Below are 24,066 nucleotides of genomic sequence, written 5' to 3'. Positions count from 1 at the left end.
GTGGGAGGGATCCCACGGCCCGTCAGGCCCTGTCACATCGGTGTGGTGCCGGTGTCAGTGGAAGAAGTGCCGCGTCCCGGTGAAGTACATCGTGACGCCCGCGGCGGCCGCGGCGGCCGCGACCTCCTCGTCGCGGACCGAGCCGCCCGGCTGCACGACGGCCTTCACGCCCGCGTCGAGCAGGATCTGCAGGCCGTCCGCGAACGGGAAGAACGCGTCCGAGGCTGCGAACGAGCCGCTCGCCCGCTCGCCGGCCCGCTCGACGGCGAGCTTGGCGGAGTCCACGCGGTTGACCTGACCCATGCCGACGCCGACCGAGGCGCCGTCCTTGGCGAGCAGGATCGCGTTGGACTTCACGGCCCGGCAGGCCTTCCAGGCGAAGGCGAGGTCGGCCAGCTCGGCGGCGGAGAGCGCCTCGCCGGTCGCCAGCGTCCAGTTGGCCGGGTCGTCGCCGTCGGCGTCGATCCGGTCGACCTGCTGGAGCAGCAGGCCGCCGCTGATCCGGCGCGCCTCCAGCTCGTCGCCCGGGGCACCGGGGGCGCGCAGCACCCGGATGTTCTTCTTGCGGGCGAGCACCTCGACGGCGCCGTCCTCGTAGTCGGGGGCGACGACGACCTCGGTGAAGATCGGCGCGATCTGCTCGGCCAGCTCGACCGTCACCTGGCGGTTGACGGCGATCACGCCGCCGAACGCGGAGAGCGGGTCGCAGGCGTGCGCCTTGCGGTGCGCCTCGGCGACGTCGGCGCCGGTCGCGATGCCGCACGGGTTGGCGTGCTTGATGATCGCGACGGCCGGGCCCTCGTGGTCGTAGGCGGCCCGGCGGGCGGCGTCGGTGTCCATGTAGTTGTTGTAGGACATCTCCTTGCCGTGCAGCTGCTCGGCGGTGGCCAGGCCGCCGCCCGCGGCAGAGCCGCTCGTCGATGCAGTGTCCACGTACAGCGCCGCGCTCTGGTGCGGGTTCTCGCCGTAGCGCAGCACGTTCGAGCGCTCCCAGGTGGCGCCGAGGAAGTCCGGGAACCGGGTCTCGGACTCGGTGTAGCCGGAGCCCTCGAACCACTGCGCGACCGCGACGTCGTACGCGGCGGTGTGCGCGAACGCCGCACCGGCCAGCCGCTTGCGGGTCAGCAGGTCGAAGCCGCCGCCCTGGGCGGCCGCGAGCACGTCCGGGTAGCGGGCCGGGTCCACCACGACCGCGACCGAGGGGTGGTTCTTGGCGGCGGCGCGGACCATCGACGGGCCGCCGATGTCGATCTGCTCGACGCACTCGTCCGGCGTCGCGCCGGAGGCGACGGTGGCGGTGAACGGGTAGAGGTTCACCACGACCAGGTCGAACGGCTCGATGTCGAGCTCGGCCAGCTGCGCGCGGTGCGACTCCAGGCGCAGGTCGGCGAGCACACCGGCGTGCACGCGGGGGTGCAGCGTCTTCACCCGCCCGTCCAGGCACTCGGGGAAGCCGGTCAGCTCGGAGACCTCGGTCACCGGGACGCCCGCGGCGGCGATCCGCCCGGCGGTGGAGCCGGTCGAGACGATCGCGACCCCGGCGGCGTGCAGGCCCTGGGCCAGCTCCTCCAGGCCGGTCTTGTCGTACACGCTGATCAGCGCGCGGCGGATCGGGCGGACGTTCTCGGAGACGGGCGGGGTGCTGCTGGAGGCGGAACTCATGCCGGGATCCAAACCTTTCGGTCCTCGATGCGGTGGCCTTCGCGGGCGAGTCGGCCCACGACGTCGACGAGCAGCTCGCGCTCGACAGTCTTGATGCGCTCGTGCAGCGCTTCGCCGCCATCGGCGTGGTCGGCGTCGGTGACCTCGACGACGCCCTGCGCGATGATCGGACCGGTGTCCACCCCGGAGTCGACCAGGTGGACGGTGCAGCCGGTGACCTTCACGCCGTAGGCGAGCGCGTCCGCGACACCGTGCGCGCCGGGGAACGAGGGCAGCAGCGCGGGGTGCGTGTTGACGATCCGTCCGGTGTACGCGGTGATGAAGCCGGCGCCGAGGATCTTCATGAAGCCGGCGGTGACCACCAGGTCGGGCTGCCACTCCTGGACGGCGGCGGTCAGCGCGGCGTCCCAGGCGGCCCGGTCCGGGTGGTCCTTGACCCGGTGCACGAAGGTCGGCACACCGGCCCGCTCGGCCCGGTCCAGACCGGCGATGCCGTCCCGGTCGGCGCCCACCGCGACGATCTCGGCACCGTAGCCGGGGTCCGCGGCGGCATCGAGCAGCGCCTGCAGATTGGTGCCCGAGCCGGAAACCAGCACCACCAGGCGGGCCGGACGGTCGGACGGGGGCGGGAAGAGCTGCGGGGAAGCGGCGGCCACGGCGCGGGTCTCCGTAAGTCGGGTGCCCGCCCGCTGGTACATCCACCGGTGGTGGGGCCACTACGGACAGGCGGCAGGTCGGCGGTCGGCTGGGTACGCGTGGGTCCCGCCACACTGCGGGCCCCGGGAACCTGGGAGAGCTGCTGACCGTCACCACGATAACGGCTGGTTGAACGGGGTCTGTACCTGGGATTCTGCTTGACGCGCGTAGATGAGAGCGGGATCTCGCCACCGCCCGCCGAACCGCAACCGGCAGGCCGATCGCAGCCGGTGAGCGGCCTGCGGGATCATTGGTTCGCGGTGCGACGCCGGGGAGCCGACGGCCACCCGAAGGCCACCCGACGGACGCCTGACGACGATGAGGACGACCTCCATGAGCAGCGGCAACAGCAGCGACGAGCGCAACCCCTTCGCGCCGCCGCCGCAGGACGCTCCGGACCAGCCGTGGCGCCCGCGCCTGCCGCAGGCCCCGGCCGGGGACGGCGCCCAGGGCGACGGGTCGGGGACGAGCGACGGCCCGGCGACGGGCGGCGAGCCGCGCCCGCAGGTCCCGCCGCCGCACCCGTGGAGCCCGAACTGGCAGGGCGGCGGCGGCCCCGGCTGGCCGGAGCGGCCGCAGGCGCCGCAGCCGCAGCCGTCGCGGTTCGACCCGAACGACCCGGTGCACCGCCGCTCGCGGTACGCGCTGGCCGGTGGCATGGCGGCGATGTTCAGCGGGCTCAACGGGTTCATGGACCTCGCGCTGCTGTTCGGCGCGCTCGCGCTGTACTGGGGCATCAGCGCGCTGCGGGCCCCCGAGAAGGCACCGGCAACGGGCGCCGCGGCCGGCGCGAGCGCGGCCACGAGCGCGGGCGCGCCCGGCGGTGTGACCGGTGGTGTGACCGGGCCTGTGACCAACCGGCCGCTGACCGCGCCGCAGGCCGCACCGCAGCCCGGCGCGCCGGCCCCCTGGCCGTACGCCGGGCGCGCCGGCCGCCCGCAGACGCCGGCCGCGGTCGGCGGGCTGATCACCGGCGGGGTCGCGGTCGCGCTGGTGCTCGGCAGCTTCGGGGTCCAGCTCGCCTACCGGCCGTACTTCGACTGCGTGAACGACGCACTGACCACCGTGGGCACCCAGGGCTGCTCGAACCTGGCGCCGCAGTGGGTGGTCGCCATGAACACCCCGCAGAACTGACCCACCCGGCAGCGACCCCGTCCGGCACCGACCCCGTCCGGCCCGGCCGCCGCCCCACCGGCTCACTCCTCCCCCGCCGCACCGCCCCGCCCCACCCGCCACCCGGGCGCCCACCGGCCGGGCAGCCGCCGGCCGCGCGCCCACTCCCACCAGCGGTCCGCGGCCGAGGGCTCCGCCGCCGGCTCGGGCACCCCGGCGTCGTAGCCGGGATCGTCCCAGTCGGCCGGCGGCGCCCAGGCCGCCGCCTCGGCGCGGGCCCGGGCGCGGCGCAGCAGCCACCAGCGGACGGCCGGCGCGAGCGGCACCGCGACCGCCGCGAGCCAGCCGGCCGCCGCCACCCCGGTCCAGCCGGACGGGCCGAGCTGCGCCATCCGGCCGCCACCGATCGCCCCGCCGGCCAGCCAGCCGGCGGCGGCCGAGACCGCGCCCGCCAGCACCGCCGCGGCGAGCGCGAGCAGCGCGGTCGCCGCCGGATGCCACGCCGCCGACACCTCGTCGGCCGCCGGCTGCGCCACCTCGGGCGCGCCCGCCGCCGCACCGCCCACCGCCGGCGCGGCCGTCCCCGACCCGTCGTCACACCCGCGCACCGCGGCCCGTCCCAGCAGCACCGCGGCGGCGACCGCGGCCAGCAGCGGCACGGCGAAGACGGCCTGCTGCCAGCCCGACGCGGTCGCCGGGGCGAGCGCGAGCAGCGGGTACTGCGGCACCGCGCCGACCGTCAGCCGGTCCGGGGCCACCACGGTGCCCGAACCGAGCAGGAATCCGGGGCCGAGCGCGTACGCCGCGCTCCACAGCACCGCGTCCGGCACCAGCAGCAGGCAGCTGAGCAGCAACCCGAGCAGCCCCGGCAGGCTGCCGCCGGTCAGTCCCCGCACCAGCGGATCGACCGTGTCGGTGCGCAGCGCAAGCGCGAGGGCGAGCAGCACCGCGCCGCCCGCGACCAGCGTCAGCGTCGCGGCCGCCGTGGCCCGCAGCAGTTCGCCCGCGCCGCCGGTGGCCCGGGCCCAGTCGGGCAGCGGCCTGCCGTACCGGGCGGCGAGGCCGCGCAGCCGCCGGCGCAGCGCGGGCCACCAGGCGGGGCCGGTCCGCGCGCCGAACGCGGCCGAGGCGTAGCCGAGCACGGCCACCGCCAGCAGGTCCGGCAGCGGCTGGGCGCGCAGCGCACCGGCCGCCGTGCAGGCCAGCGCGACCGGCAGCGCCACCGCGAGGTACCCGGCGCAGAGCATGGCCGGGATCGTGGCGGTGCGGGCGCCGTTCACCCGGGCGGCGCGGGCACCGGCCCGCGACAGCAGCAGCACCGGCAGCAGCGTGAGCAGCAGCGGGGTGAGCGAGAGCGGCGCGGCGGCGCCCCTGGTCAGCGGCCCGCCGTGGGCGAGCAGCCAGAGCGCGCCGACCAGCCTGGCGGCGTCGGCCGCGCTGTCCTGCGGCGTGGCCGCGAGTACCCAGAGCAGCAGGACCGGGGCGGCGGTCAGCCCCAGGCCGATCAGCGCCGCGGTGGCACCGGCGAGGACCGGGCCGGACGCGGGCGAGCCGGCACCGCGCGGGATCGGACGGCCCATCAGGTGGTGCGTCATGGTCCCCCATGGTGCAGCGTCACCCGTCCTGCCCTGTGCAGGAGCGGATGTTCGCCGTGTCCCGGATTATCTGTTCATGTGTCAGATTTCCGCGCAGAAGAGCCCGTTCGGCACCGGACGGAGTCCCAGGGGCGAGCGGTGACGCCCCCCGGGCGGCCGGCGGTCGTGCCGCCCGACCCGGCGGTCCTGCTGGCCCGGCTGTCGCCGCGCGAGGCGCAGGCGCTGGCCCGGCTGGCGGCCGGCGACGACGTCCGGGCGGTCGCCGCTGCGCTGCGGATCGCGCCGGACACCGCACGGGCGCATCTGCGCCGGGCCGTCCACAAGCTGGGGGTGGCCACCCGGGCGGAGGCGATCGCGCTGCTCCGACACAGCGAGCGCCCGGCACGCCGCGAGCGCCCCACGCCGCCGGCGCCCGCCCCGGCCGAGCCCGCCGTCCGCATCACGCTCCCCGCACCGAGCGCGCCGCCCGAACAGCCACCCGAACACCAGCAGCCCGAACACCGGCAGCCCGGGCCGTCATACGAGGCCCAGCCGCCGTTCACCGAGCCGCCGTTCACCCCGACGGCCACCGGCTTCGATCAGTTGTACGCACGCGCGTACACCGAGTTGCTCCAGCAGACCTTCCTGCTCACCGGCGATCCACGCCGCGCCGCCCGGGCCGTCGACCGCGCGTTCGGCTCCGGCTGGACCCGCCGGGCCGAACTGGCCGCCGAGCCCGACCCGCGCGCCTGGCTGCGCGCCCGCGCCTTCGACCTCGCGCTCGGCCCGTTCCGCCGCGGCGGCCCGCGCCGGCACAGCCCGCTGCGGCTGCCGCGCAGCCCGATCCCGGTCGCCCCGCTCGGCGCCGCTCCCCTCTCGCCGCTGCGCCCGACCGACCGCGACCGCGCGCTGCTCACCGCGCTGCTGCGGCTCTCCCGCCCGCGCCGCCGCGCGCTGGTGCTGCACGACGCGCTCGGCCTGCCGCCGGCCGTGATCGCGGTCGAGGTTGAGGCGAGCACGCTGGCCGTCCAGCGCCGGGTCCGGTCCGCGCACGCCGAGCTGGCCCGCGAGGTACCGGAGCTGGTCGGCGCCGACCCCGACGCGCCCGGCTTCGCGGACCGGCTCGGCGGGCTGCTCTACCGCGCCGCCGTGCACGGCTGCCCGGCGGCGCCGCCGGGCCGTTCGGCCGCCACGGCCCGGTCGGTCGGACGGCTGCACGCCGTCGCACTGCCGCTCGCCTCGGGGCTGCTGGCGCTGGCGACGGTGGGCGGGCTGGCCGGCGAGCTGACCGGGCACGGCCCGTCGGCGCTCTTCGCCGCTGCGGCACCGGGCCCGCTGCCGCGCTGCACCGACGCCGCGCACGGCAGCGCGGGGCCGGCCCGCCCGCACCGGGTGCCTGGCGTGCACAGTGCCTGGTGCTCGCGCACCCCGGGGCTGCCGGCCGTGCTGCTGGCCCCCACGCCTGCCCCGGCGCCCGGTCCCGTGCCCGGTCCCGGCGGCACCCGCGGGAGCGCCGCCCGCCCGCTGCCACCGGCGGCGGGCCCCAACGAGGCGGGCGTGACCGGTACGAGCGGCTGGCGTCCGTACCTGCTGTCCGGCCTGCTCTCCGGGCCGGCCGGTGAAAACACCGAGCCCCGGACCGGTGATCCGGTCCGGGGCTCGGCGAGGAGCCGGCTCAGCCTCAGCCGGCGATGAGCTCGCGGGCCAGGCGGGCGGTCTCGGACGGGGTCTTGCCGACCTTCACGCCCGCGGCCTCCAGGGCCTCCTTCTTGGCCTGCGCGGTGCCCGAGGAGCCCGAGACGATGGCGCCGGCGTGGCCCATGGTCTTGCCCTCGGGGGCGGTGAAGCCCGCGACGTAGCCGACGACCGGCTTGGTGACGTGCTCGGCGATGTAGGCCGCGGCACGCTCCTCGGCGTCGCCACCGATCTCACCGATCATGACGATCAGCTCGGTCTCGGGGTCCTCCTGGAACGCCTTGAGGGCGTCGATGTGCGTGGTGCCGATGACCGGGTCGCCACCGATGCCCACGGCCGAGGAGAAGCCGATGTCGCGCAGCTCGTACATGAGCTGGTAGGTCAGGGTGCCGGACTTCGACACCAGACCGATCTTGCCGGCCTTGGTGATGTCGGCCGGGATGATGCCCGCGTTCGACTTCCCGGGGGAGATCAGGCCGGGGCAGTTCGGGCCGATGATCCGGGTCTTGTTGCCCTTCTCACCGGCGTAGGCCCAGAACGACGCACTGTCGTGCACCGGGACGCCCTCGGTGATGACGATGGCGAGGCCGATCTCGGCGTCGATCGCCTCGACCACGGCGCTCTTGGTGAACGCCGGCGGCACGAAGATGACGGTGACGTCGGCGCCGGTCTCCTTGATCGCGTCGGCGACGGAGCCGAAGACGGGCACCTCGGTGCCGTCCACGTCAACCGTGGTGCCGGCCTTGCGCGGGTTCACGCCGCCGACGATCTTGGTGCCAGAGGCCAGCATCCGGCGGGTGTGCTTCATGCCCTCGGAGCCGGTCATGCCCTGGACGATGACCTTGCTGTCCTCGGTAAGGAAGATAGCCATTGTTGTTCGTCCCCTTCCTTACTTGTTGGCCAGCTCGGCGGCGCGGTCAGCGGCACCGTCCATGGTGTCCACCTGCTCCACCAGCGGGTGGTTCGCGTCGGTCAGGATCTGACGACCCAGCTCCGCGTTGTTGCCGTCCAGGCGGACGACCAGCGGCTTGGTGACGGCCTCGCCCTTGCTCTCGAGGAGCGCCAGGGCCTGCACGATGCCGTTGGCGACCGCGTCACACGCGGTGATGCCACCGAAGACGTTGACGAAGACCGACTTGACGTCGGTGTCGCCCAGGATGATCTCCAGGCCGTTCGCCATCACCTCGGCGGACGCGCCGCCACCGATGTCGAGGAAGTTGGCCGGCTTGACGTTGCCGTGCTTCTCACCGGCGTAGGCGACGACGTCCAGGGTGCTCATGACGAGACCCGCGCCGTTGCCGATGATGCCGACCTCACCGTCGAGCTTGACGTAGTTGAGGTTCTTGGCCTTGGCAGCGGCCTCCAGCGGGTTGGCCGCGGCGTGGTCGACCAGCGCCTCGTGCTCCGGCTGGCGGAAGTCGGCGTTCTCGTCCAGCGAGACCTTGCCGTCGAGCGCGACGATCTTGCCCTCGCCGGTCTTGACCAGCGGGTTGACCTCGACGAGCAGCGCGTCTTCCTTGATGAAGACGACCCAGAGCTTCTGCAGGACCTCGACGACCTGGTCCGCGATCTCGGCCGGGAACTTCGCGGCGGCGACGATCTCGGCGGCCTTCTCGGCGGTGCAGCCCTCGTTCGCGTCAACGGCGACCTTGGCCAGCGCCTCGGGGTTCTCCTCGGCGACGACCTCGATCTCCACGCCGCCCTCCTTGCTGGCCATCGCCAGGAAGGTGCGGTTGGCGCGGTCCAGCAGGAAGGAGACGTAGTACTCCTCCTTGATGTCCGCGGTCTCGGCCAGCATCACCTTGTGAACGGTGTGGCCCTTGATGTCCATGCCGAGGATCGCATCGGCCTTGGCGACGGCGTCGGCGGGGTCGGCGGCGAGCTTCACGCCACCGGCCTTGCCTCGGCCACCAACCTTCACCTGAGCCTTGACGACGGCGCGTCCGCCGAAGCGCTCGGCGATCGCGCGAGCATCCTCAGCGTTCTCGATGACCTCGCCATCGAGCACGGGTACACCGTGCTTGGCGAAGAGGTCCCTCGCCTGGTACTCGAACAGGTCCACGTGTGTTCGTCCTTGTTCGTGGTCGCGGATTGTGTCTCTACGAGCGTGCCACGGCAGGATCTTCGCTGCGGGTCGTCGGGGCTGCGCGGGTACGCAGAGTTTCTGGCCTTGCGGCCCACTCAGCCACGGGCGCACACGTCAATCAACACGCGCGTCACGTCCGTCTGGCAGGTTATCCCCGGACGAGGTGCCTGTTTCGCCCGGGGTCGGCCCTGCCTTGGTGAGAACCGTCACAGCGGCCGTGTCCGGCCCGGTCGCGCGACGGCTGTTCACCTGACGGCTCACCGCGGGTCGGGGAGAGGCAGCGGGCGCTTCTCGATGGCCGCGGCCATGATCTCCGGGAAGGCGTCCGGCGTGCAGGCGAAGGCCGGGGCGCCGAGCTCGGCGAGCGCGGCGGCGTGCGCGTGGTCGTAGGCCGGGGCACCCTCGTCGGAGAGCGCGAGCAGTGCGATGAACTGCACGCCGGCCGCCTTCATCGCGGCCACCCGGCGGAGCATCTCGTGCCGGATGCCGCCCTCGTAAAGATCACTGATCAGGACGACCACGGTGTCCGCCGGACGGGTGATCCGGGACTGGCAGTACGCGAGCGCGCGGTTGATGTCGGTGCCGCCGCCGAGCTGCGTGGCGAACAGCACGTCCACCGGGTCGGACAGCTGCTCGGTCAGATCGACCACGGCGGTGTCGAACACGACCAGCCGGGTGGCCAGCGAGTGCATCGAGGCGAGCACCGCGCCGAAGACCGCCGAGTGGACGACGGACGGCGCCATCGAGCCGGACTGGTCGATGCAGAGGATCACCTCCTTGCGCACCGCGCGCTGCGCCCGCGCGTGGCCGACCAGCCGCTCGGGCACGACGGTGCCCCGCCCGTCCGGCCCGGCGTCCGGGAGGTAGTTCTTCAGGTTGGCCCGGATCGTGCGGTCCCAGTCGATGTCGCGGTGGCGCGGGCGGTTGACCTTCGCGCTGCGGTCCAGCGCGCCGCCCAGGGTGGCCCTGGTCCGGTCGGCCAGCCGGCGCTCCAGGTCGGCCACCACCTTGCGGACCACGGCCCGGGCGCTCTGCCTGGTCGTCTCGGGGAGCGCGTGCTTGAGCGAGAGCAGCGTGCCGACCAGGTGCACGTCGGGCTCGACGGCCGCGAGCATCTCCGGCTCCAGCAGCAGCCGGTCCAGGCCGAGCCGGGAGATCGCGTCCTGCTGCATCAGCTGGACGACCGTGGTCGGGAAGTACTCCCGGATGTCGCCGAGCCAGCGGGCCACCTGCGGCGCGCTGCCGCCGAGGCCCGCACTGCGGCTGCCGGTGCGGGCGCCGGCGGCGGCCGCGGACCCGCGGTCGGGCGCGCCGCGGTAGAGGGCGGCGAGCGCGCGGTCGATGCCCGCGTCGCGGCCGGTCGGCCGGTGGCCGGTCCCGTCGGCCTCGCCGCCGAGCACCAGACGCCAGCGGCGCAGGCGCTCCTGCGTCCCGTCTGTCGCTTCCGTCGCGGCCGTCCCGCCCGTCGCGGTGGCGTTCATCGGGTGCTCCCGGGGTCGAGATCGGTGGGGTCCGGTGTCGGGTCCGGGTCCGGCGCCGGGCCCGGTGGGACGGGTACGGGCGGCACGGCGAGCCCGAGCAGCCGGGCCATCGTGGGCAGCGCCGCGTCGGCGCGACGCTCGTCCAGCGCCGGGGCGTCGGCGCGGTCCGGGGCGCCGCCGCTCAGGCGTCCGGCCGCGACCCGGGCGCCGACGGTGTGCCGCACGCCCGCCTCCAGCGCGGCGAAGGTGCGCCGCAGCAGCGGCAGGACGTCGATGAACGCGTCGGCCGGGACGCCGGTCAGCCACTCGTCGAGCAGCGCGAGCAGGCGCGGATCGTGCAGCAGCAGCGCGCCACCGCCGGCCAGGAAGCCCTCGATCCAGCCGGCCGCGTCGGCGGGCGCGCTCGCGCCGGAGAGCACCAGGCGCATCCGGCGGCCCGCCTCGGCCGCGTCCAGCCGGCCGTCGTCCAGCAGCAGCCGCACCGCGCGGCCGCGCAGCAGGCCGGCCACGCCGGTGGCCGGGCCGCCGATCGGCTCGCGGCGGGCCAGCGCGGCGAGCGCGGCGGCCCACCGGTCGGCGAGGCCGTCACCGTCGCGCTGGGCCAGCAGGCCGATCGCGGTGTGCACGGCGTCCAGCCGGGCGAGCATCGCGCCGGCGCCGTCCGCGTCCAGCCCGGTGCAGGCGGGCGGCAGGCCGACACAGATCCGGGCCGCGAGCCCGCGCGCGACCTCGCCCAGCGCGCCGCTGTCGGTGCCGCGCACATCGCCGTAGCGCAGCGCCCGGACCAGCGCGGGCAACGCGTCGGCCAGCTGAGCGACGTCGGTGTCCAGCGCGGCCCGGTCGGCCAGCGCGCGCATCACGGCGGGCAGCGCGCCGGGCAGCCGCGCGACCAGGCACTGCTCGGCCAGCGCGGTGAGCCCGGCCAGCTCGGCGGTCGAGCCGGCCAGCGCCGCGACCCTGCCGGTCGCCGCGTCCTCGACGGTGGTGCCCCACTGCGCGGCCTCCACCACCCGGACGGCGTACTCCGGATCCCAGCGGAGCCGCCAGCTCTCCCGGAAGGTGCCGGTGCCCTGGATCGCGGAGTGCGACTCGGTGCCCCAGCCGACGCCGAGCAGTCGCAGCCGGTGCAGCAGCAGCGAGCGGGCCGCGTCCAGCTCCTTGCGCAGGTCGAGGGCCAGCTCGCGCGGCTCGGTGTCGGGCCGCAGGCGCAGCGAGCGCTGCAGCCGGGTCAGATCGCGCTGCAGCGGGACGGTCGGGGTCTCGTCCGGCACCCGGCCGAGTGCGTCGCCGATCACCAGGTGCTCGCGGACCAGCGCGAGCGCGACGTCCGAGCCCTCGCAGAGGACGGACCGGACGGCGTCGAGCGTCTCGGCCAGCCCGGCGGCGGGGCGGCCGCGCATCGCGGCCAGCGTCTCGGCGAGCCGGACCGATTCGATCACGTGCGCGGAGGAGACCGGGTGGTCCGCGGCGCGCAGCAGCTCGGCGGCGCGGGTCAGCCAGCGGACCAGGTCGGCGCTCTCGAAGAGGTGCTGGTACCAGCCCGGCGACTCGATCCCGGCACCGTAACCGGTCTGCTGGGAGAGTCTTCGGTGCGTCCAGGGCACCCAGGTGATCTCGGTCTTCGGCTTCCTGGGCAGCGTCGCGAGCAGTGCGCGGTCCGCGGCCGCGGTGGGCATCGTGGCCAGCGCCGGGACGTGCCAGGCGCCGCAGACGACGGCGATCCGCTGATGGCCGGCCCGGCGGGCGGCGCGGATCTGCTGGCGCATGTACGCCTCGCGGAGCTGCTCGCGGCGCTGGTGCTGGTGCTGGTGCTGCTCGCGGTGGTGCCGGTGCTCGGGAGCGGGGCGAGGGCCCGCGCTCCGCGGGCCCTCGCTGTGGAGCTCGGCCGGGTGGGCACCGGGCGAACCCGGGGTGCCGACCGGCGGTTCGCGCAGCACCGCCATCGCCTCGGCGAGCGCCTCGAACGGCGCGAGCGGGTCGCTGCCGGGCAGCCGGTGCTCGATCACGTCCTCCCACCAGGCCTCCGCGTCCTGGTGGCCGGCGGCGTTCGCGAGCAGCGCGATCGGGTCCACCGGCCGTGCCGCCGGCTCGGCTTCGGCCTCGGCCTCGGCCTCCGTGTGTACCTCCGCCGCCTCCGCCTCGGCCAGCAGCGCGAAGCCGCCGGCCGCCGGGAGGTCGATGAACCGCACCGGGATCTCGGCCGCCAGGCCGTGCCGGATCGCCACCCACTCCGGGGAGAAGGCCGCGAGTGGCCAGAACGCCGCCCTGGCCGGGTCGTCCACCACGTGCGCGAGCAGCGCCACCGGCGGTGCCATCTCCTTGTGCGCCGCCAGCGCGATGATCGGATCGGCCTCCGGCGGCCCCTCGATCAGCACCACGTCCGGCCGCAGCCGGTCGAGCGCCGCACCCACCGCACGGGCCGAACCGGGCCCGTGGTGCCGTACACCCAGCAGGGTCACTGCACTGTTCATGTCCCCACCCCTCTCTCGTTTCTGACGATCCATCAGTCATCCGGCGAGTTCGCGGGCCGCCCGGTAGAAGTCCCCCCAGCCCTCGCGCTCGCGCAGCACGCCCTCCAGGTACTCGCGCCAGACCAGCCGGTCCGCGACCGGGTCGCGGACCACCGCACCGAGCACGCCGGTCGCGACGTCACCCGCACGCAGCACGCCGTCGCCGAAGTGCGCCGCGAGGGCGAGTCCATTGGTGACCACCGAGATCGCCTCGGCGGTGGAGAGCGTGCCGGTCGGCGTCTTGACCTTGGTCCGACCGTCCACGGTGATGCCGTCGCGCAGTTCACGGAAGACCGTGACCACCCGCCGTATCTCCGCCGCACCACCGGGCAGCTCCGGCAGGTCGAGCGACCGGCCGAGCTGTTCGACCCGCCGCGCGACGATCTCGACCTCCTCGTCGAGGGTCGCCGGCAGCGGTAGGACGACGGTGTTGAAACGGCGGCGCAGTGCGCTGGAGAGCTCGTTGACGCCCCGGTCTCGATCGTTGGCCGTGGCAATCAGGTTGAACCCGCGAACGGCCTGAGTCTCCCCGCCCAACTCGGGTAGCGGCAACGTCTTTTCCGACAGGATGGTGATCAGGCTGTCCTGCACGTCGGCCGGCATCCGGGTCAGCTCCTCGACCCGGGCGATCTTGCCGTCCGCCATCGCCCGCAGCACCGGTGAGGGCACCAGCGCCTCCCGGCTCGGCCCGTTCGCGAGCAGCTGCGCGTAGTTCCAGCCGTACCGCACCGCCTCCTCCGGCGTGCCGGCCGTGCCCTGCACCAGTAGCGTGGAGTCCCCGCTGATCGCGGCCGCCAGATGCTCGGACACCCAGGTCTTGGCCGTCCCGGGCACCCCGAGCAGCAGCAGCGCCCGGTCGGTGGCCAGCGTGCTCACAGCGACCTCGACGATCCGCCGCGGTCCCACGTACTTCGGCGTGATCACCGTCCCGTCCGGCAGCTCGCCGCCCAGCAGGTACGTCGCCACGGCCCAGGGCGACAGCCGCCAGCGCTCCGGCCGCACCCGCTCGTCCTGCGCGGCCAGCGCCGCCAGCTCGCCCGCGAACGCGTCCTCGGCATGCGCCCGCAGCACCTCGGTGGTGGTGGTCGTCGTCATGTTCGGGCTCTCCTTCGGATCGGCCGACTCCGGGCACGGCAATGCCCGGGCGGTGGGGAGTCAGGGAGCATCGGCGCAGATGACAGGCCCGGGAGGAAGCTCCCGTCCGACCTGCAAGAACCACTCTGCCGGGTACCACTGACAATCGGCCGATAGGCTGCGAGGGGCGACAGTGGAGGAGATCACCGATGGCCGGACACCCCTTGGTTCGTCTACTGGAGCGCCTTCCGGAGCTCGATGCCTACCGGGTCGAACTCATCGACGACCGGCTGGTGCTCTCCCCCTCGGCGCCTCCGTTCCACAACTTCATCCAGAGCGCTATCGCGGCGCAGCTCCTGCCTGACCACTGGTTTCCGATGGCTGGTCAGGCACTTATCTTCGCCGAGCCGACATGCGAGCCGAAACCCGCGCTCACCGTCACCACCCATGAACAGGCAGCCGACAACGCCAACCCGTTCCCCGCCGGCCGGGTCGCCATAAGCATCGAGATCGTCTCCACCGACCGCGACAGCGACTACGCGAAGAAGCGGCTCTGGTACTCCCTCAGTGACATCCCGCTCTACCTGATCGTTGACCCGAACGAGGGAATCTGGGAGCTGCACTCGCAGCCCCGCAACGGCGACTACCGCACCGTCGCCCACGGCAAGTTCGGCGAGGAGATCGAGCTACCGGAGCCGTTCTCCTTCCCCCTCGGCACCTCCACCTTCAAGGTCTACCCGCCGAAGCGCTGAGCACTGAAGGACTGTCAGTCCCCCGCTCTAGCGTGCGAGGCATGGAGGAACGCTGGAGCACCGAACACATCCTGTCCCTCGCACCCGATGCCGCCTCGCGGAAGGCGGCCGGCAAGCTCTCGTCCGCCGCGTCCTGGTCGCAGACCGGGTGCGGGCAGGGGGCGCTCTGGGGGTCGTGCCGGGGCAGTGGGAGTACGCCGTACCGGACCGTGATCGAGCTCAGCACGCCTGCGTACCAGTGCAGTTGCCCGAGCCGGAAGTTCCCGTGCAAGCACGCGCTGGGGCTGCTGCTGCTCTGGAGCGGCGGCGGGCAGGCGGTGCCGGACGGGTCCGAGCCGGTGGACTGGGCCGCCGCGTGGCTGGCGGCGCGGCGCAGTCGGGCCGAGGCGGCCGAGGCGACCAGGGCAACCGGCGCGGCCGGGCCGAGGGCGCCGGCCGATCCGGCGGCCGCGCGGCGGCGGGCGGAGCGGCGGTCCGCGCGGGTGGCGGAGGGCGCTCGGGAGCTACGGCTGCGGCTGGCCGACCAGGTCCGCCAGGGGCTGGCCGGCGACGCCGCCTGGGGGCCGGTGGCGGCCCGGATGGTGGACGCACAGGCACCCGGACTCGCCCTGCGGGCCCGGGAGTTGGATGCTCTGCCGGAGGACGAGCGGCTCGCCGAGTACGCCCTGCTGCACCTGCTGGCCGCCTCCTTCGACCGGGTGGACGAGCTGCCCGGACCACTCGCCGCGACGGTCCGCGCCCGGGTCGGGTTCAGCACCGACGCCGCCGAGCTGCTGGCCGGGCCGACGGTCCGCGACCGCTGGCTGGTACTGGGCAGCGAGGACAGCTCGGATGAGAAGCTGACCACCCGCCGGCTCTGGCTGCACGGCACCGGAACCGACCGCCCGGCCCTGCTGCTGTCCTACGGACGCCCCGGCCAGGCACCCGAACTCGCCATCCCCACCGGCTACCTGCTGGATGCGGAGCTGGCCTTCCACCCCGGCGCCCGCCCGCTGCGCGCCGTGCTCGGGCAGCGCTTCGGCGCGCCGGAGCCCGCGACCGGGCCGTCGGCCGTGCCCGCCGGACTGGCGCCGGGCGAGGCGCTCGCGCAGTACGGCGAGGCGGTCGCCGAGGATCCGTGGACCGACAGCTGGCCGGTGGTGCTGGCCGGGGTCGCGCCGCTACCCGGGCCACAGGGATGGCAGTTGGCGAGCGGCCGGGAGCTGCTGCCGATCCGCTCGCCGGGCGGCGAGAGTGCGCTGTGGCGGCTCGCGGCGGTCTCCGGCGGCCGCCCGGTGACGGTCTTCGGCACCTGCGGCCACCGGGGCTTCACGCCCGTCACCGTCTGGGACCGGAACGGCCGAGCGATCGGAGTGCGACAGTGACGACACCTCAGGATGCCTACTGGAGCGAGCTGCACAGCACCGCGCTGCTCGGTACCGACCGCCGGCCGCTGCCCGACCCGGCCATACTCGGCGGCTCCGCGGCCCACCTGGCGACCGCCGGAGCGGTGGAGCGCGGCGATCCGGCGACCGCGCTGCTGGAGCTCGCCGCCCTGGCCACCGTCCGGCACCGGGCCGGTCTGCTGCCCACGGCCGCCGCCGGCACCACCTCGGACCCGGCCGGACCGGACCCGCGCCCCGAGCTGCCACCGGCGGCGGCCCGCCGGCTGGCCGTCCTGCTGGCCGGACGGGCCGGCGCGGGCGGCGGCACGCCGGCCAACCTCACCGAGCTGCTGCCGCAGTGGCTGGCCGAGGCCCGCGAACGCGGCCTGCGGCCACCGGCCGCGCAGGTGCCGGCGCTGCTGGACGCCGCCCGCGCGCGCAGCGAACTGCGCGGGGACGTGGTCGCGCTGACCGGCCCGCTCGGCCGCTGGCTGGCCGAGCGCAACCCCGACTGGCGCTACGTGCTGCGCACCGCGAGCGACTCGGCCACCACTACGCCGGGCAGCGATGACATCTGGCAGGAGGGGCTGTTCGCCGAACGGGTCACCCACCTCACCCGGCTGCGCCGCCGCGACCCGGCCGCCGGACTCGCGCTGCTCGCCGGCACCTGGTCCACCGAGCGGGCCGAGGACCGGCTGCTCTTCCTCGACTCGTTGCAGGAGCGCCTCTCCCTCGGCGACGAGCCGTTCCTGGAGGCCGCCCTGGGCGACCGCAGCAAGAACGTCCGCAGCACCGCCGCCGAGCTGCTCTCCACCCTGCCGGGCTCCGCGCTCGGTGCCCGGATGGCCGAGCGGGCCCTGGTCGCGGTCCGCCTCTCCGCCGACGGTTCGGGCCTGCTGGTCAGCCCGCCGAGCGAGTGCGACAGCGCGCTCCAGCGGGACGGGATAGCGCCCAAGTCGCCCACCGGGCGCGGCGAGCGGGCCTGGTGGCTGGGCGAGGTGCTGGCCGCCGCTCCGCTGGCCGTCTGGACCGGGACCTTCGGCCTGACGCCCGCCCAGCTACTCGCCCTCCCGGTGGTGGACGCCTCACCGACCCCCGAGCCCGACACCGCGCACGGGAGCGGGAACGGGAGCGGGGACGGGGACGGGCACCCCGGCCGTGCCGAGAGCTGGCGCGAGGACCTGCGCGAGGCCTGGGCCCGGGCCGCCGTCCGCCAGCAGGACGCCGGCTGGGCGCGGGTGCTGCTCGGGCCCGCACCACGCCGCGCCGGGGCGAGCGGCACCGCCGGGATGACCGGCACCGCCGGGGCGTCGGCCAAGCTGCTCGCCGTGCTGCCGGCGGCCGAGCGGGCCGGCTGGGTGGCCTCGTTCCTGCGCAGCCACGGCCTGAGCGACGCGTTCCAGCTGCTCAGTGCGTGCGCCACGCCGTGGACGCCGCCGCTCTCCACGGCGGTGGTCGCCGCGCTGGAGCGGGCCGCCTCCTCGGGGGCGTACCCGTGGAGCCACAGCGGGGTGCTGGGCCTGACCGAGCGCTCGCTCTCGCCGGGCACGGCACCCGCCGTCGAGGCGCTCGCGGCGGACGCGGCCCCGGACACCGCGTGGGCGGAGACCTTCGGACGGCTGGCCGGGACGCTGCGCTTCCGCGCCGCGATGCTCGCCGAACTGGCCGAAGCCGTCGCACCCACCAGCTCTACCGGCTGAAACGCTGCGGGCCCGTCCCTCCCGAGGAGGAACGGGCCCGCAGCGCCAGGACCTGTCCGGCCCTACCGGCGTCAGCTCGCGGTGCGCAGGTTGGCCTCGACCCAGGCCACCACGTCGCGGGTCGGCGTGCCCGGCGTGAAGATGTCGGCGACACCCAGCGCCTTCAGCTCGGCGATGTCCGCCTCCGGGATGATCCCGCCGCAGAACACCTTGATGTCGGCCGCGTCGCGCTCCTTGAGCAGCTCTATCACCCGCGCGCAGAGCGTCATGTGCGCGCCGGAGAGGATCGACAGGCCGATGCCGTCGGCGTCCTCCTGGATCGCGGTGTCCACCACCTGCTCCGGCGTCTGGTGCAGGCCGGTGTAGATCACCTCCATGCCGGCATCGCGCAGGGCGCGCGCGATGACCTTGGCGCCACGGTCGTGGCCGTCGAGCCCCGGCTTCGCGACCACGACCCGGATCGGGCCAGACACACCCATCACTGCCTCCACGTTAACCAGCAATAACAGACCTGAGGGGAGGTTAGCGCTCCTCGGGCCCGGCCATCGGTGCCGGGCCCGAGAGGAGGGGAAAATCACAGGCCGGACGGCCCGCCGCCCGCGCCCGAGAGCCCTGGGCCCGACCTCAGAGCTTCTCGACGGGTGCGTAGCGCAGCAGCAGCACCTTGCGGCCCGAGGAGCCGAAGTCGATGGTCGCCTTCGCCTTGTCCCCGAAGCCCTCCACACCCGCCACCGTGCCGAGGCCGAAGGTGTCGTGGCTGACCCGGTCGCCGACCGCCAGCGCGACCACCTCGCGCTCGGTCACCTTGCGCGCCGACTTGCCCCAGCCCGCCTTCGGCGAGGCCGAACCGCCGCCGGATCCGTAGCCCGAGCCCGAACCCGAACCCGAGCCCGAGCCCGAGCCCGACGAGGAGAACGACCCCGACGAGCCCGAGCCGCGCGAGCCGCCCATCGCGAGCCCGCGCGCGGGCGGCACGGCCGCCGCGCCGGTGCGCTTCCACTCCACGAGCTCGACCGGGATCTCGTCCAGGAACCGGGAGGCCGGGTTGTACGCCGGCTGCCCCCAGGCGCTGCGCAGCACGCTGCGGGTCAGGTAGAGCCGCTCGCGGGCCCGGGTCAGGCCGACGTAGGCGAGCCGGCGCTCCTCCTCCAGCTCCTTGACCTGGCTGAGCGCCCGCATGTGCGGGAAGATCCCGTCCTCCATGCCGGTCAGGAAGACCACCGGGAACTCCAGGCCCTTGGCCGTGTGCAGCGTCATCATCGTGATGACGCCCTGGCCCTCCTCGTCGTCCGGGATCTGGTCGGAGTCCGCGACCAGCGCGACCCGCTCCAGGAAGTCGGGCAGCGAGCCGACCGGCGGCGCGCCGTCCTCGCCGGCGTCCGGCCGCTCGCCCGGGTCCTGCTCGTACTCCAGGGCCACCGAGGCGAGCTCCTGCAGGTTCTCCACCCGGGTCTCGTCCTGCGGATCGGTCGAGGCCTGCAGCTCGGCCAGGTAGCCGGTCTCCTCAAGCACGGCCTCCAGGATCGCGGCCGGGCCGGCGCCCGAGTCGACGACCTCGCGCAGCCCGGCCAGCAGCGCGTTGAACTTCTTCACCGCGTTGGCCGAGCGCGCGGCCATCCCGTACGCCTCGTCGACCCGCAGCAGCGCCTGGGCGAACGAGATCCGCTCGCGGGACGCGAGCGCCTCGATCATCGCCTCCGCGCGGTCCCCGATGCCGCGCTTGGGCACGTTCAGGATCCGGCGCAGCGGCACGGTGTCCTCGGGGTTGGAGAGCACCCGCAGGTAGGCCAGGATGTCCCGGACCTCCCGGCGCTCGTAGAAGCGCACCCCGCCGACCACCTTGTACGGCAGGCCGACCCGGATGAACACCTCCTCGAAGACCCGGGACTGGGCGTTCGTGCGGTAGAAGATCGCCACGTCGCCGGGGCGCGCGTCGCCCGCGTCGGTCAGCCGGTCGATCTCGTCGGCGATGAACTGCGCCTCGCCGTGCTCGTCGTCGGCGACGTAGCCGACCACCTTCTCGCCGTGCTCCCCGGCCGTCCAGAGCTTCTTCTCGCGGCGGCTGGTGTTGCGCTCGATGACCGCGTTGGCGGCGCTCAGGATGGTCTGGGTGGAGCGGTAGTTCTGCTCCAGCAGGATCGTGACGGCGTTCGGGTAGTCCTCCTCGAACTGGAGGATGTTGCGGATCGTCGCACCGCGGAACGCGTAGATCGACTGGTCGGCGTCACCGACCACGCAGAGCTCGGCGGGCGGCACCTCGGCAAGGCCGGCCGCGGCCGGGTTGACGAAGTCGCCGTCCACCGTGCGCTTGGGCGCCGAGCCCGCCGCGCCGCCGGACAGCTCGCGGACCAGCATGTACTGCGCGTGGTTGGTGTCCTGGTACTCGTCCACCAGGATGTGCCGGAACCGCCGCCGGTAGTGCTCGGCCGCGTCCGGGAAGGCCTGCAGCAGGTTGACGGTGGTCATGATGATGTCGTCGAAGTCCAGCGCGTTGGCCTCGCGCAGCCGGGCCTGGTAGAGCGCGTACGCCTCGGCCAGCTTGCGTTCCATCGGGTTGGAGGCCTGGGCCGCGTAGGTCTCCTCGTCGATCAGCTCGTTCTTGAGGTTGGAGACCTTGGCGGTGAAGGACTTCGGCGGGAACTGCTTCGGGTCCAGGTCGAGGTCGCGGCAGACCAGGCCCATCAGGCGCTGCGAGTCCGCCGAGTCGTAGATCGAGAAGCTGGACGTGAAGCCGAGCCGCTTGCTCTCCCGGCGCAGGATCCGCACGCAGGCGCTGTGGAAGGTGGACACCCACATCGCCCGAGCACGCGGCCCGACCAGCTGCTCGACGCGCTCGCGCATCTCGCCGGCCGCCTTGTTGGTGAAGGTGATCGCCAGGATCTCGCCCGGCTGCACACCGCGCGCGCCGAGCAGGTAGGCGATCCGGTGGGTCAGCACCCGGGTCTTGCCGGAGCCGGCGCCGGCCACGATGAGCAGCGGCGAGCCCGCGTGCAGCACGGCCTCGCGCTGCGGGTCGTTCATCCCCTCCAGCAGCTGCGCCGGGTCCACCACGGTGCGGTGCGCGCCGTTGCGGTGGTAGGCGTCGCGGGCGGCCTGGGCGGCGTAGTCGGTCTGGAAGAGGTCCGCCGGGATCTCTTCCTCGTAGCCGCCGTCGTAGCCGCCCTCGTCGTAGCCGGAGTAGTCCTCCGGCGGAGGCTCCTCGGCGAAGTCGACGGTGGCGGCGGCATCGGCGGGCGTCGGCTTCGACTTCGGCGGCAGGGGCTCGAAGCCGGGCAGCGGGAGGTCGTCAAAGAGGCTACTCATGGCCCTCCGAGTCTATGACCCGACGGTGACAGAACCGGGCGGCCCGGAAAACCGGCGCCTCTCACGCACCGGAGGCAAGCCCTAGGGCGCGTTCGGATAGATCAGCGCGATGTAGCCGCCGTAGACCGCGGAGAACAGCGCCCCGCAGCCCAGGATCAGCACCAGCGTGGCCCGGCTGCGCAGCCGGGTCAGGCCCATCGCGATCGGGATCAGCAGGCCGAAGGCCGGCAGCAGGAACCGCGCCCGGCAGTTGAAGTACGCGGCGTCGCCGATCGCGAGCACCAGTATCCCGAGGCTGAACAGGACCAGCGGCAGCGGCTGGCGCTGGATCACCGAGACGCCGAGCAGCACCAGACTGCCCAGCAGCACTATGGCCACCACCACGTCGGCCAGCCAGACGGTGCCACTGTTGCTGACCATCGCCGTGAACGAGCTGAGCGTGTTGCGCCCGAAGTCGAACTTGGAGTCCCAGGCTTCCTGGATCTTGAAGTAGGCGTCCCAGTGCCCCTTCTGCAGGCCGACCCAGCCGATGTAGCCGACGAAGCCGAGCGGGGAGATCAGCCCGCCGAGGACCGGGCGCCACCAACTCGGCCGCCGCTGGTCACGCTCCGTACCGCCGTCACCGCCCGTACCGCCCGCATCGCCCTCGCGCGAGGCGCTCCGCCCACGCCGGTCGCGCCAGCGCTCGACCAGGTCCCAGGCCGCCGACACCATGACGGTCATCGCCACCGCGCTGCCGGTGGGCCGGGTCAGCCCGGCCAGCACCGACAGCGTGCCCGCCCAGAGCCAGCGCCGGGCCAGCAGCGCGTACACCGCCCAGGCGGCGAACGCGGTGAACAGCGACTCCGAGTAGGCCATGCTCTCGACCACGGCGACCGGCATCATGCCCCAGAGCACCGCCGCGATCACCCCGGTCCGGGGCTTGTGGATCCTGGCGACCACCGCGAAGACGGCCCAGGCGGCCGCCAGTGAGGCGCCCCAGGCGACCAGCAGCGCCGCGTCGTTCACCTTCACCGGCAGGACCCACCAGACGATCCGGGTGAGCACCGGGTACGCGGGGAAGAAGGCGTACATCTCGTACGCGCCGTGCGGCCCGGGGATCGGCGCGACCCCGGCATAGGTGTGCACGGCGACCAGCTGGTAGAGCCGGGCGTCCCAGAGCACGCTGAGCCGGTTCAGTCCCCGCTCGTGCAACTGGTGCGCCCATATCACCACGGCCAGCACCCCCAGTGCGCGGACCGCCGTGTAGGCCAGCAGCGCCGGCAGCGCGCGGCGGACCGAGGCGGTGCAGCGGGCGGGCAGGCCACGCCACCGGCCGGGTCTGGGAGGGTCACCAGGGGCTTCGCCGGCGCCCCCCGGCACCCGGCCCGCCAAGCTCGTCAGTCCCGTTGACACTCGTCCCCCGCATGTCGGTCAGTGGCACCCAGCGCACCTCAGCTGAGCTGTCGGTGCGTCAGATTGTGCACCACCCGACCCCGCGGGCGCCAAAGGATCTAGTCCTGCGGCGAATTGTGTCTACCCGTTGGCCGCCGGCTTGCGCTCCAGCAGCATGACGGTCAGCCCCTGCACGTGCTGGACGCCCTTGTTGTCGAACTGCGCGTTCAGCATCTTGACCTCGGGCTGCGGCAGGTCCTTGAACGGGTTGTCGGGCGAGCCGTAGCTGACCAGCCAGAGCCGGTTGACGCCGGCGGCGCAGCCGGACGGGTCCGAGCACTCGTCCGCGAACAGGTCGTCCTTGGCGACGGCCGTCTTCTGCACGAAGACGTCCTTCGGGTGGACCTTCTTCGGCAGGTAGTAGTCCATGGCGTAGTCGAGCATCATGTACGACGCGTCGCCGCGCACCGGCACGATGCCGTCGCCGGGCTGGTAGCCCTTCGCGACGATCGCGGCCGCGCCCTTCTCGTCCGACCACTCGTGCGAGGTCCTGGTCCGGATGCCCTGCTGGTCCTGCAGGCCGAGCCAGGCGGTGCCGATCAGGCCGATCGCGATCAGCACCCGCGGCCGCAGCGCGGTGAGGCCGGCGCCGGCGAGCACGGCCCAGGCGGGCAGCGTGAAGAGCAGGTAGCGGTCCAGGAAGTACGAGGTCTGCCCCTGCGAGACCTCCCAGATCAGCACCACCGGCACCGCGGCCACCAGGCCGATCTCGACGGCCGGCCGGCGGCCCTTGGGCCAGGCCGCGGGCAGCGCGCACAGGCAGAGCATGCAGCCGCTGATCAGCGCGGAGCCGAACATGCCGTGCCAGGTGTTGACGAAGTCCTGCAGGTTCGGCGAGTGCAGCCAGGAGATCTGCCGCCCCACCTGCTTGTGACCGAGCAGGGCCACCGGGATCACCGGCGCCAGCGCGACCAGCACCGCGGCCGGGAACCCGATCAGCAGCGCGTGCCGGCGCTCGCGCCACCAGCGCATCAGCACCACCACGGCGTGCGGCGCCAGCACGGTCAGCGCGACCATGTGGAACAGGCCCACGGCCGCGACGGCCACCGAGTACGGCAGCCAGCGCAGCACGGTGGGCCGCTCCAGCGCACGCAGCAGCAGCCAGGTGGCGGCCGAGACCGCCATCACGGCGAACGCGTAGGACCGGGCCTCCTGGGCGAACCGCGAGACGCTCGGGAAGACCGCGAACAGCAGCCCGGCGAAGAGCGCCGGCCAGGTCCCGAAGAGCTTGCGCCCGGCCAGCACCACGAAGACCGCGGCCGCCGTCATCGCCAGCGCGGACGGCAGCCGGAAGACCGTCGGCGAGTCGCCGAAGGCCGAGATCCAGAAGTGCATCAGCAGGTAGTACGTGCCGGAGACGGCATCGACGTGCTGCAGCATGCTGAACAGCTCGCCGGTGCTGCGGCTCGCCGCGCTCCAGGTGGCCAGCTCGTCCCGCCAGAGCTCGGGGCGCCAGCTGCCCCTGATCCCGAGGGCGAGCGTCAGCAGCGCCGGCCAGAGCCAGACGGTCCGGCTGACGAATGCCAGGCCGCGTTCGGCGGCAGCCGGGCCACCGGCACCGTTCCCTACGGCCCCGGCCGGGTCCTCGTGCTGAACAGCGTCTGCGACGCGCGCGGTCATGG

General features: G+C 74.2%; 17 protein-coding genes. 5 read left to right on the top strand and 12 right to left on the bottom strand.

The window, feature by feature from the left end; all coding sequences use genetic code 11:
* Positions 1-54 precede the first annotated feature (54 nt).
* Positions 55-1,662, bottom strand: a complete 1,608-nt coding sequence (gene purH / locus AC060L_RS16680; protein WP_483799518.1) for a bifunctional phosphoribosylaminoimidazolecarboxamide formyltransferase/IMP cyclohydrolase — start codon at positions 1,660-1,662, stop codon at positions 55-57.
* A complete protein-coding gene (gene purN, locus AC060L_RS16675; protein ID WP_483799517.1) occupies positions 1,659-2,318 on the bottom strand; it encodes a phosphoribosylglycinamide formyltransferase in 660 nt (219 codons plus the stop codon). Before purN ends, purH begins: the two co-directional genes overlap by 4 nt.
* A 373-nt stretch (positions 2,319-2,691) precedes the next feature.
* On the opposite strand from purN, the gene AC060L_RS16670 reads away from it, so the two are divergent.
* Positions 2,692-3,492, top strand: a complete 801-nt coding sequence (locus AC060L_RS16670; RefSeq protein WP_483799516.1) for a hypothetical protein — start codon at positions 2,692-2,694, stop codon at positions 3,490-3,492.
* A 62-nt stretch (positions 3,493-3,554) separates the two neighbouring features.
* Here the strand turns inward: AC060L_RS16670 and AC060L_RS16665 are convergent, their stop codons facing one another.
* On the bottom strand, positions 3,555-5,066 hold the full coding sequence (locus tag AC060L_RS16665) for a cell division protein PerM (protein WP_483799515.1): 1,512 nt from the start codon (positions 5,064-5,066) through the stop codon (positions 3,555-3,557).
* 138 nt (positions 5,067-5,204) lie between these two features.
* On the opposite strand from AC060L_RS16665, the gene AC060L_RS16660 reads away from it, so the two are divergent.
* Entirely contained in the window at positions 5,205-6,740 is a 1,536-nt protein-coding gene (locus tag AC060L_RS16660) for a LuxR C-terminal-related transcriptional regulator (protein ID WP_483799514.1), read from the top strand.
* Here AC060L_RS16660 and sucD read toward each other — a convergent pair.
* The 5 genes from sucD to AC060L_RS16635 form a co-directional block, all read right to left on the bottom strand.
* On the bottom strand, positions 6,727-7,611 hold the full coding sequence (gene sucD / locus AC060L_RS16655; RefSeq protein ID WP_483799513.1) for a succinate--CoA ligase subunit alpha: 885 nt from the start codon (positions 7,609-7,611) through the stop codon (positions 6,727-6,729). The two genes, AC060L_RS16660 and sucD, sit on opposite strands and share 14 nt — an antisense overlap.
* An 18-nt stretch (positions 7,612-7,629) precedes the next feature.
* A complete protein-coding gene (sucC, locus tag AC060L_RS16650) occupies positions 7,630-8,802 on the bottom strand; it encodes an ADP-forming succinate--CoA ligase subunit beta (protein WP_483799512.1) in 1,173 nt (390 codons plus the stop codon).
* Positions 8,803-9,083: 281 nt separating this feature from the next.
* Complete coding sequence (locus tag AC060L_RS16645; protein ID WP_483799511.1) at positions 9,084-10,307, bottom strand: VWA domain-containing protein; 1,224 nt, start codon at positions 10,305-10,307, stop codon at positions 9,084-9,086.
* The gene (locus AC060L_RS16640; protein WP_483799510.1) at positions 10,304-12,778 is read right to left on the bottom strand and encodes a DUF5682 family protein; all 2,475 of its coding nucleotides are present in this window, start codon (positions 12,776-12,778) and stop codon (positions 10,304-10,306) included. Before AC060L_RS16640 ends, AC060L_RS16645 begins: the two co-directional genes overlap by 4 nt.
* 36 nt (positions 12,779-12,814) lie before the next feature.
* Positions 12,815-13,912 carry an ATP-binding protein gene (locus AC060L_RS16635; protein ID WP_483799509.1) on the bottom strand — a complete coding sequence of 366 codons (1,098 nt, stop codon included), beginning with the start codon at positions 13,910-13,912 and terminating at the stop codon, positions 12,815-12,817.
* Between the two features lie 188 nt (positions 13,913-14,100).
* Between AC060L_RS16635 and AC060L_RS16630 the strand changes: the two genes are divergently transcribed.
* The 3 genes from AC060L_RS16630 to AC060L_RS16620 are packed head-to-tail and all read left to right on the top strand — an operon-like array spanning position 14,101 to position 17,707.
* Positions 14,101-14,643, top strand: coding sequence for a Uma2 family endonuclease (locus AC060L_RS16630; protein WP_483799508.1), 543 nt, complete (start codon positions 14,101-14,103; stop codon positions 14,641-14,643).
* A 41-nt stretch (positions 14,644-14,684) separates the two neighbouring features.
* On the top strand, positions 14,685-16,007 hold the full coding sequence (locus AC060L_RS16625; RefSeq protein ID WP_483799507.1) for an SWIM zinc finger family protein: 1,323 nt from the start codon (positions 14,685-14,687) through the stop codon (positions 16,005-16,007).
* A complete protein-coding gene (locus tag AC060L_RS16620; RefSeq protein WP_483799506.1) occupies positions 16,004-17,707 on the top strand; it encodes a DUF5691 domain-containing protein in 1,704 nt (567 codons plus the stop codon). Before AC060L_RS16625 ends, AC060L_RS16620 begins: the two co-directional genes overlap by 4 nt.
* Positions 17,708-17,778: 71 nt before the next feature.
* On the opposite strand, the gene icmB is transcribed toward AC060L_RS16620, so the two are convergent.
* The 4 genes from icmB to AC060L_RS16600 all read right to left on the bottom strand — a co-directional run bounded on the left by icmB (position 17,779) and on the right by AC060L_RS16600 (position 24,064).
* Entirely contained in the window at positions 17,779-18,186 is a 408-nt protein-coding gene (icmB, locus tag AC060L_RS16615) for a coenzyme B12-dependent isobutyryl CoA mutase small subunit (RefSeq protein ID WP_483799505.1), read from the bottom strand.
* Between the two features lie 145 nt (positions 18,187-18,331).
* Positions 18,332-21,010 carry a DNA helicase PcrA gene (gene pcrA / locus AC060L_RS16610; RefSeq protein ID WP_483799504.1) on the bottom strand — a complete coding sequence of 893 codons (2,679 nt, stop codon included), beginning with the start codon at positions 21,008-21,010 and terminating at the stop codon, positions 18,332-18,334.
* A gap of 81 nt (positions 21,011-21,091) precedes the next feature.
* The gene (locus AC060L_RS16605) at positions 21,092-22,405 is read right to left on the bottom strand and encodes a hypothetical protein (RefSeq protein WP_483799503.1); all 1,314 of its coding nucleotides are present in this window, start codon (positions 22,403-22,405) and stop codon (positions 21,092-21,094) included.
* 120 nt (positions 22,406-22,525) lie between these two features.
* Entirely contained in the window at positions 22,526-24,064 is a 1,539-nt protein-coding gene (locus AC060L_RS16600; RefSeq protein WP_483799502.1) for a glycosyltransferase family 39 protein, read from the bottom strand.
* Positions 24,065-24,066: the final 2 nt, after the last annotated feature.

It is taken from the genome of Kitasatospora sp. NEAU-69, from assembly GCF_057158765.1.
Note: the sequence above shows the minus strand (reverse complement) of the source record. Positions and strands in the feature narration are given on the sequence as shown.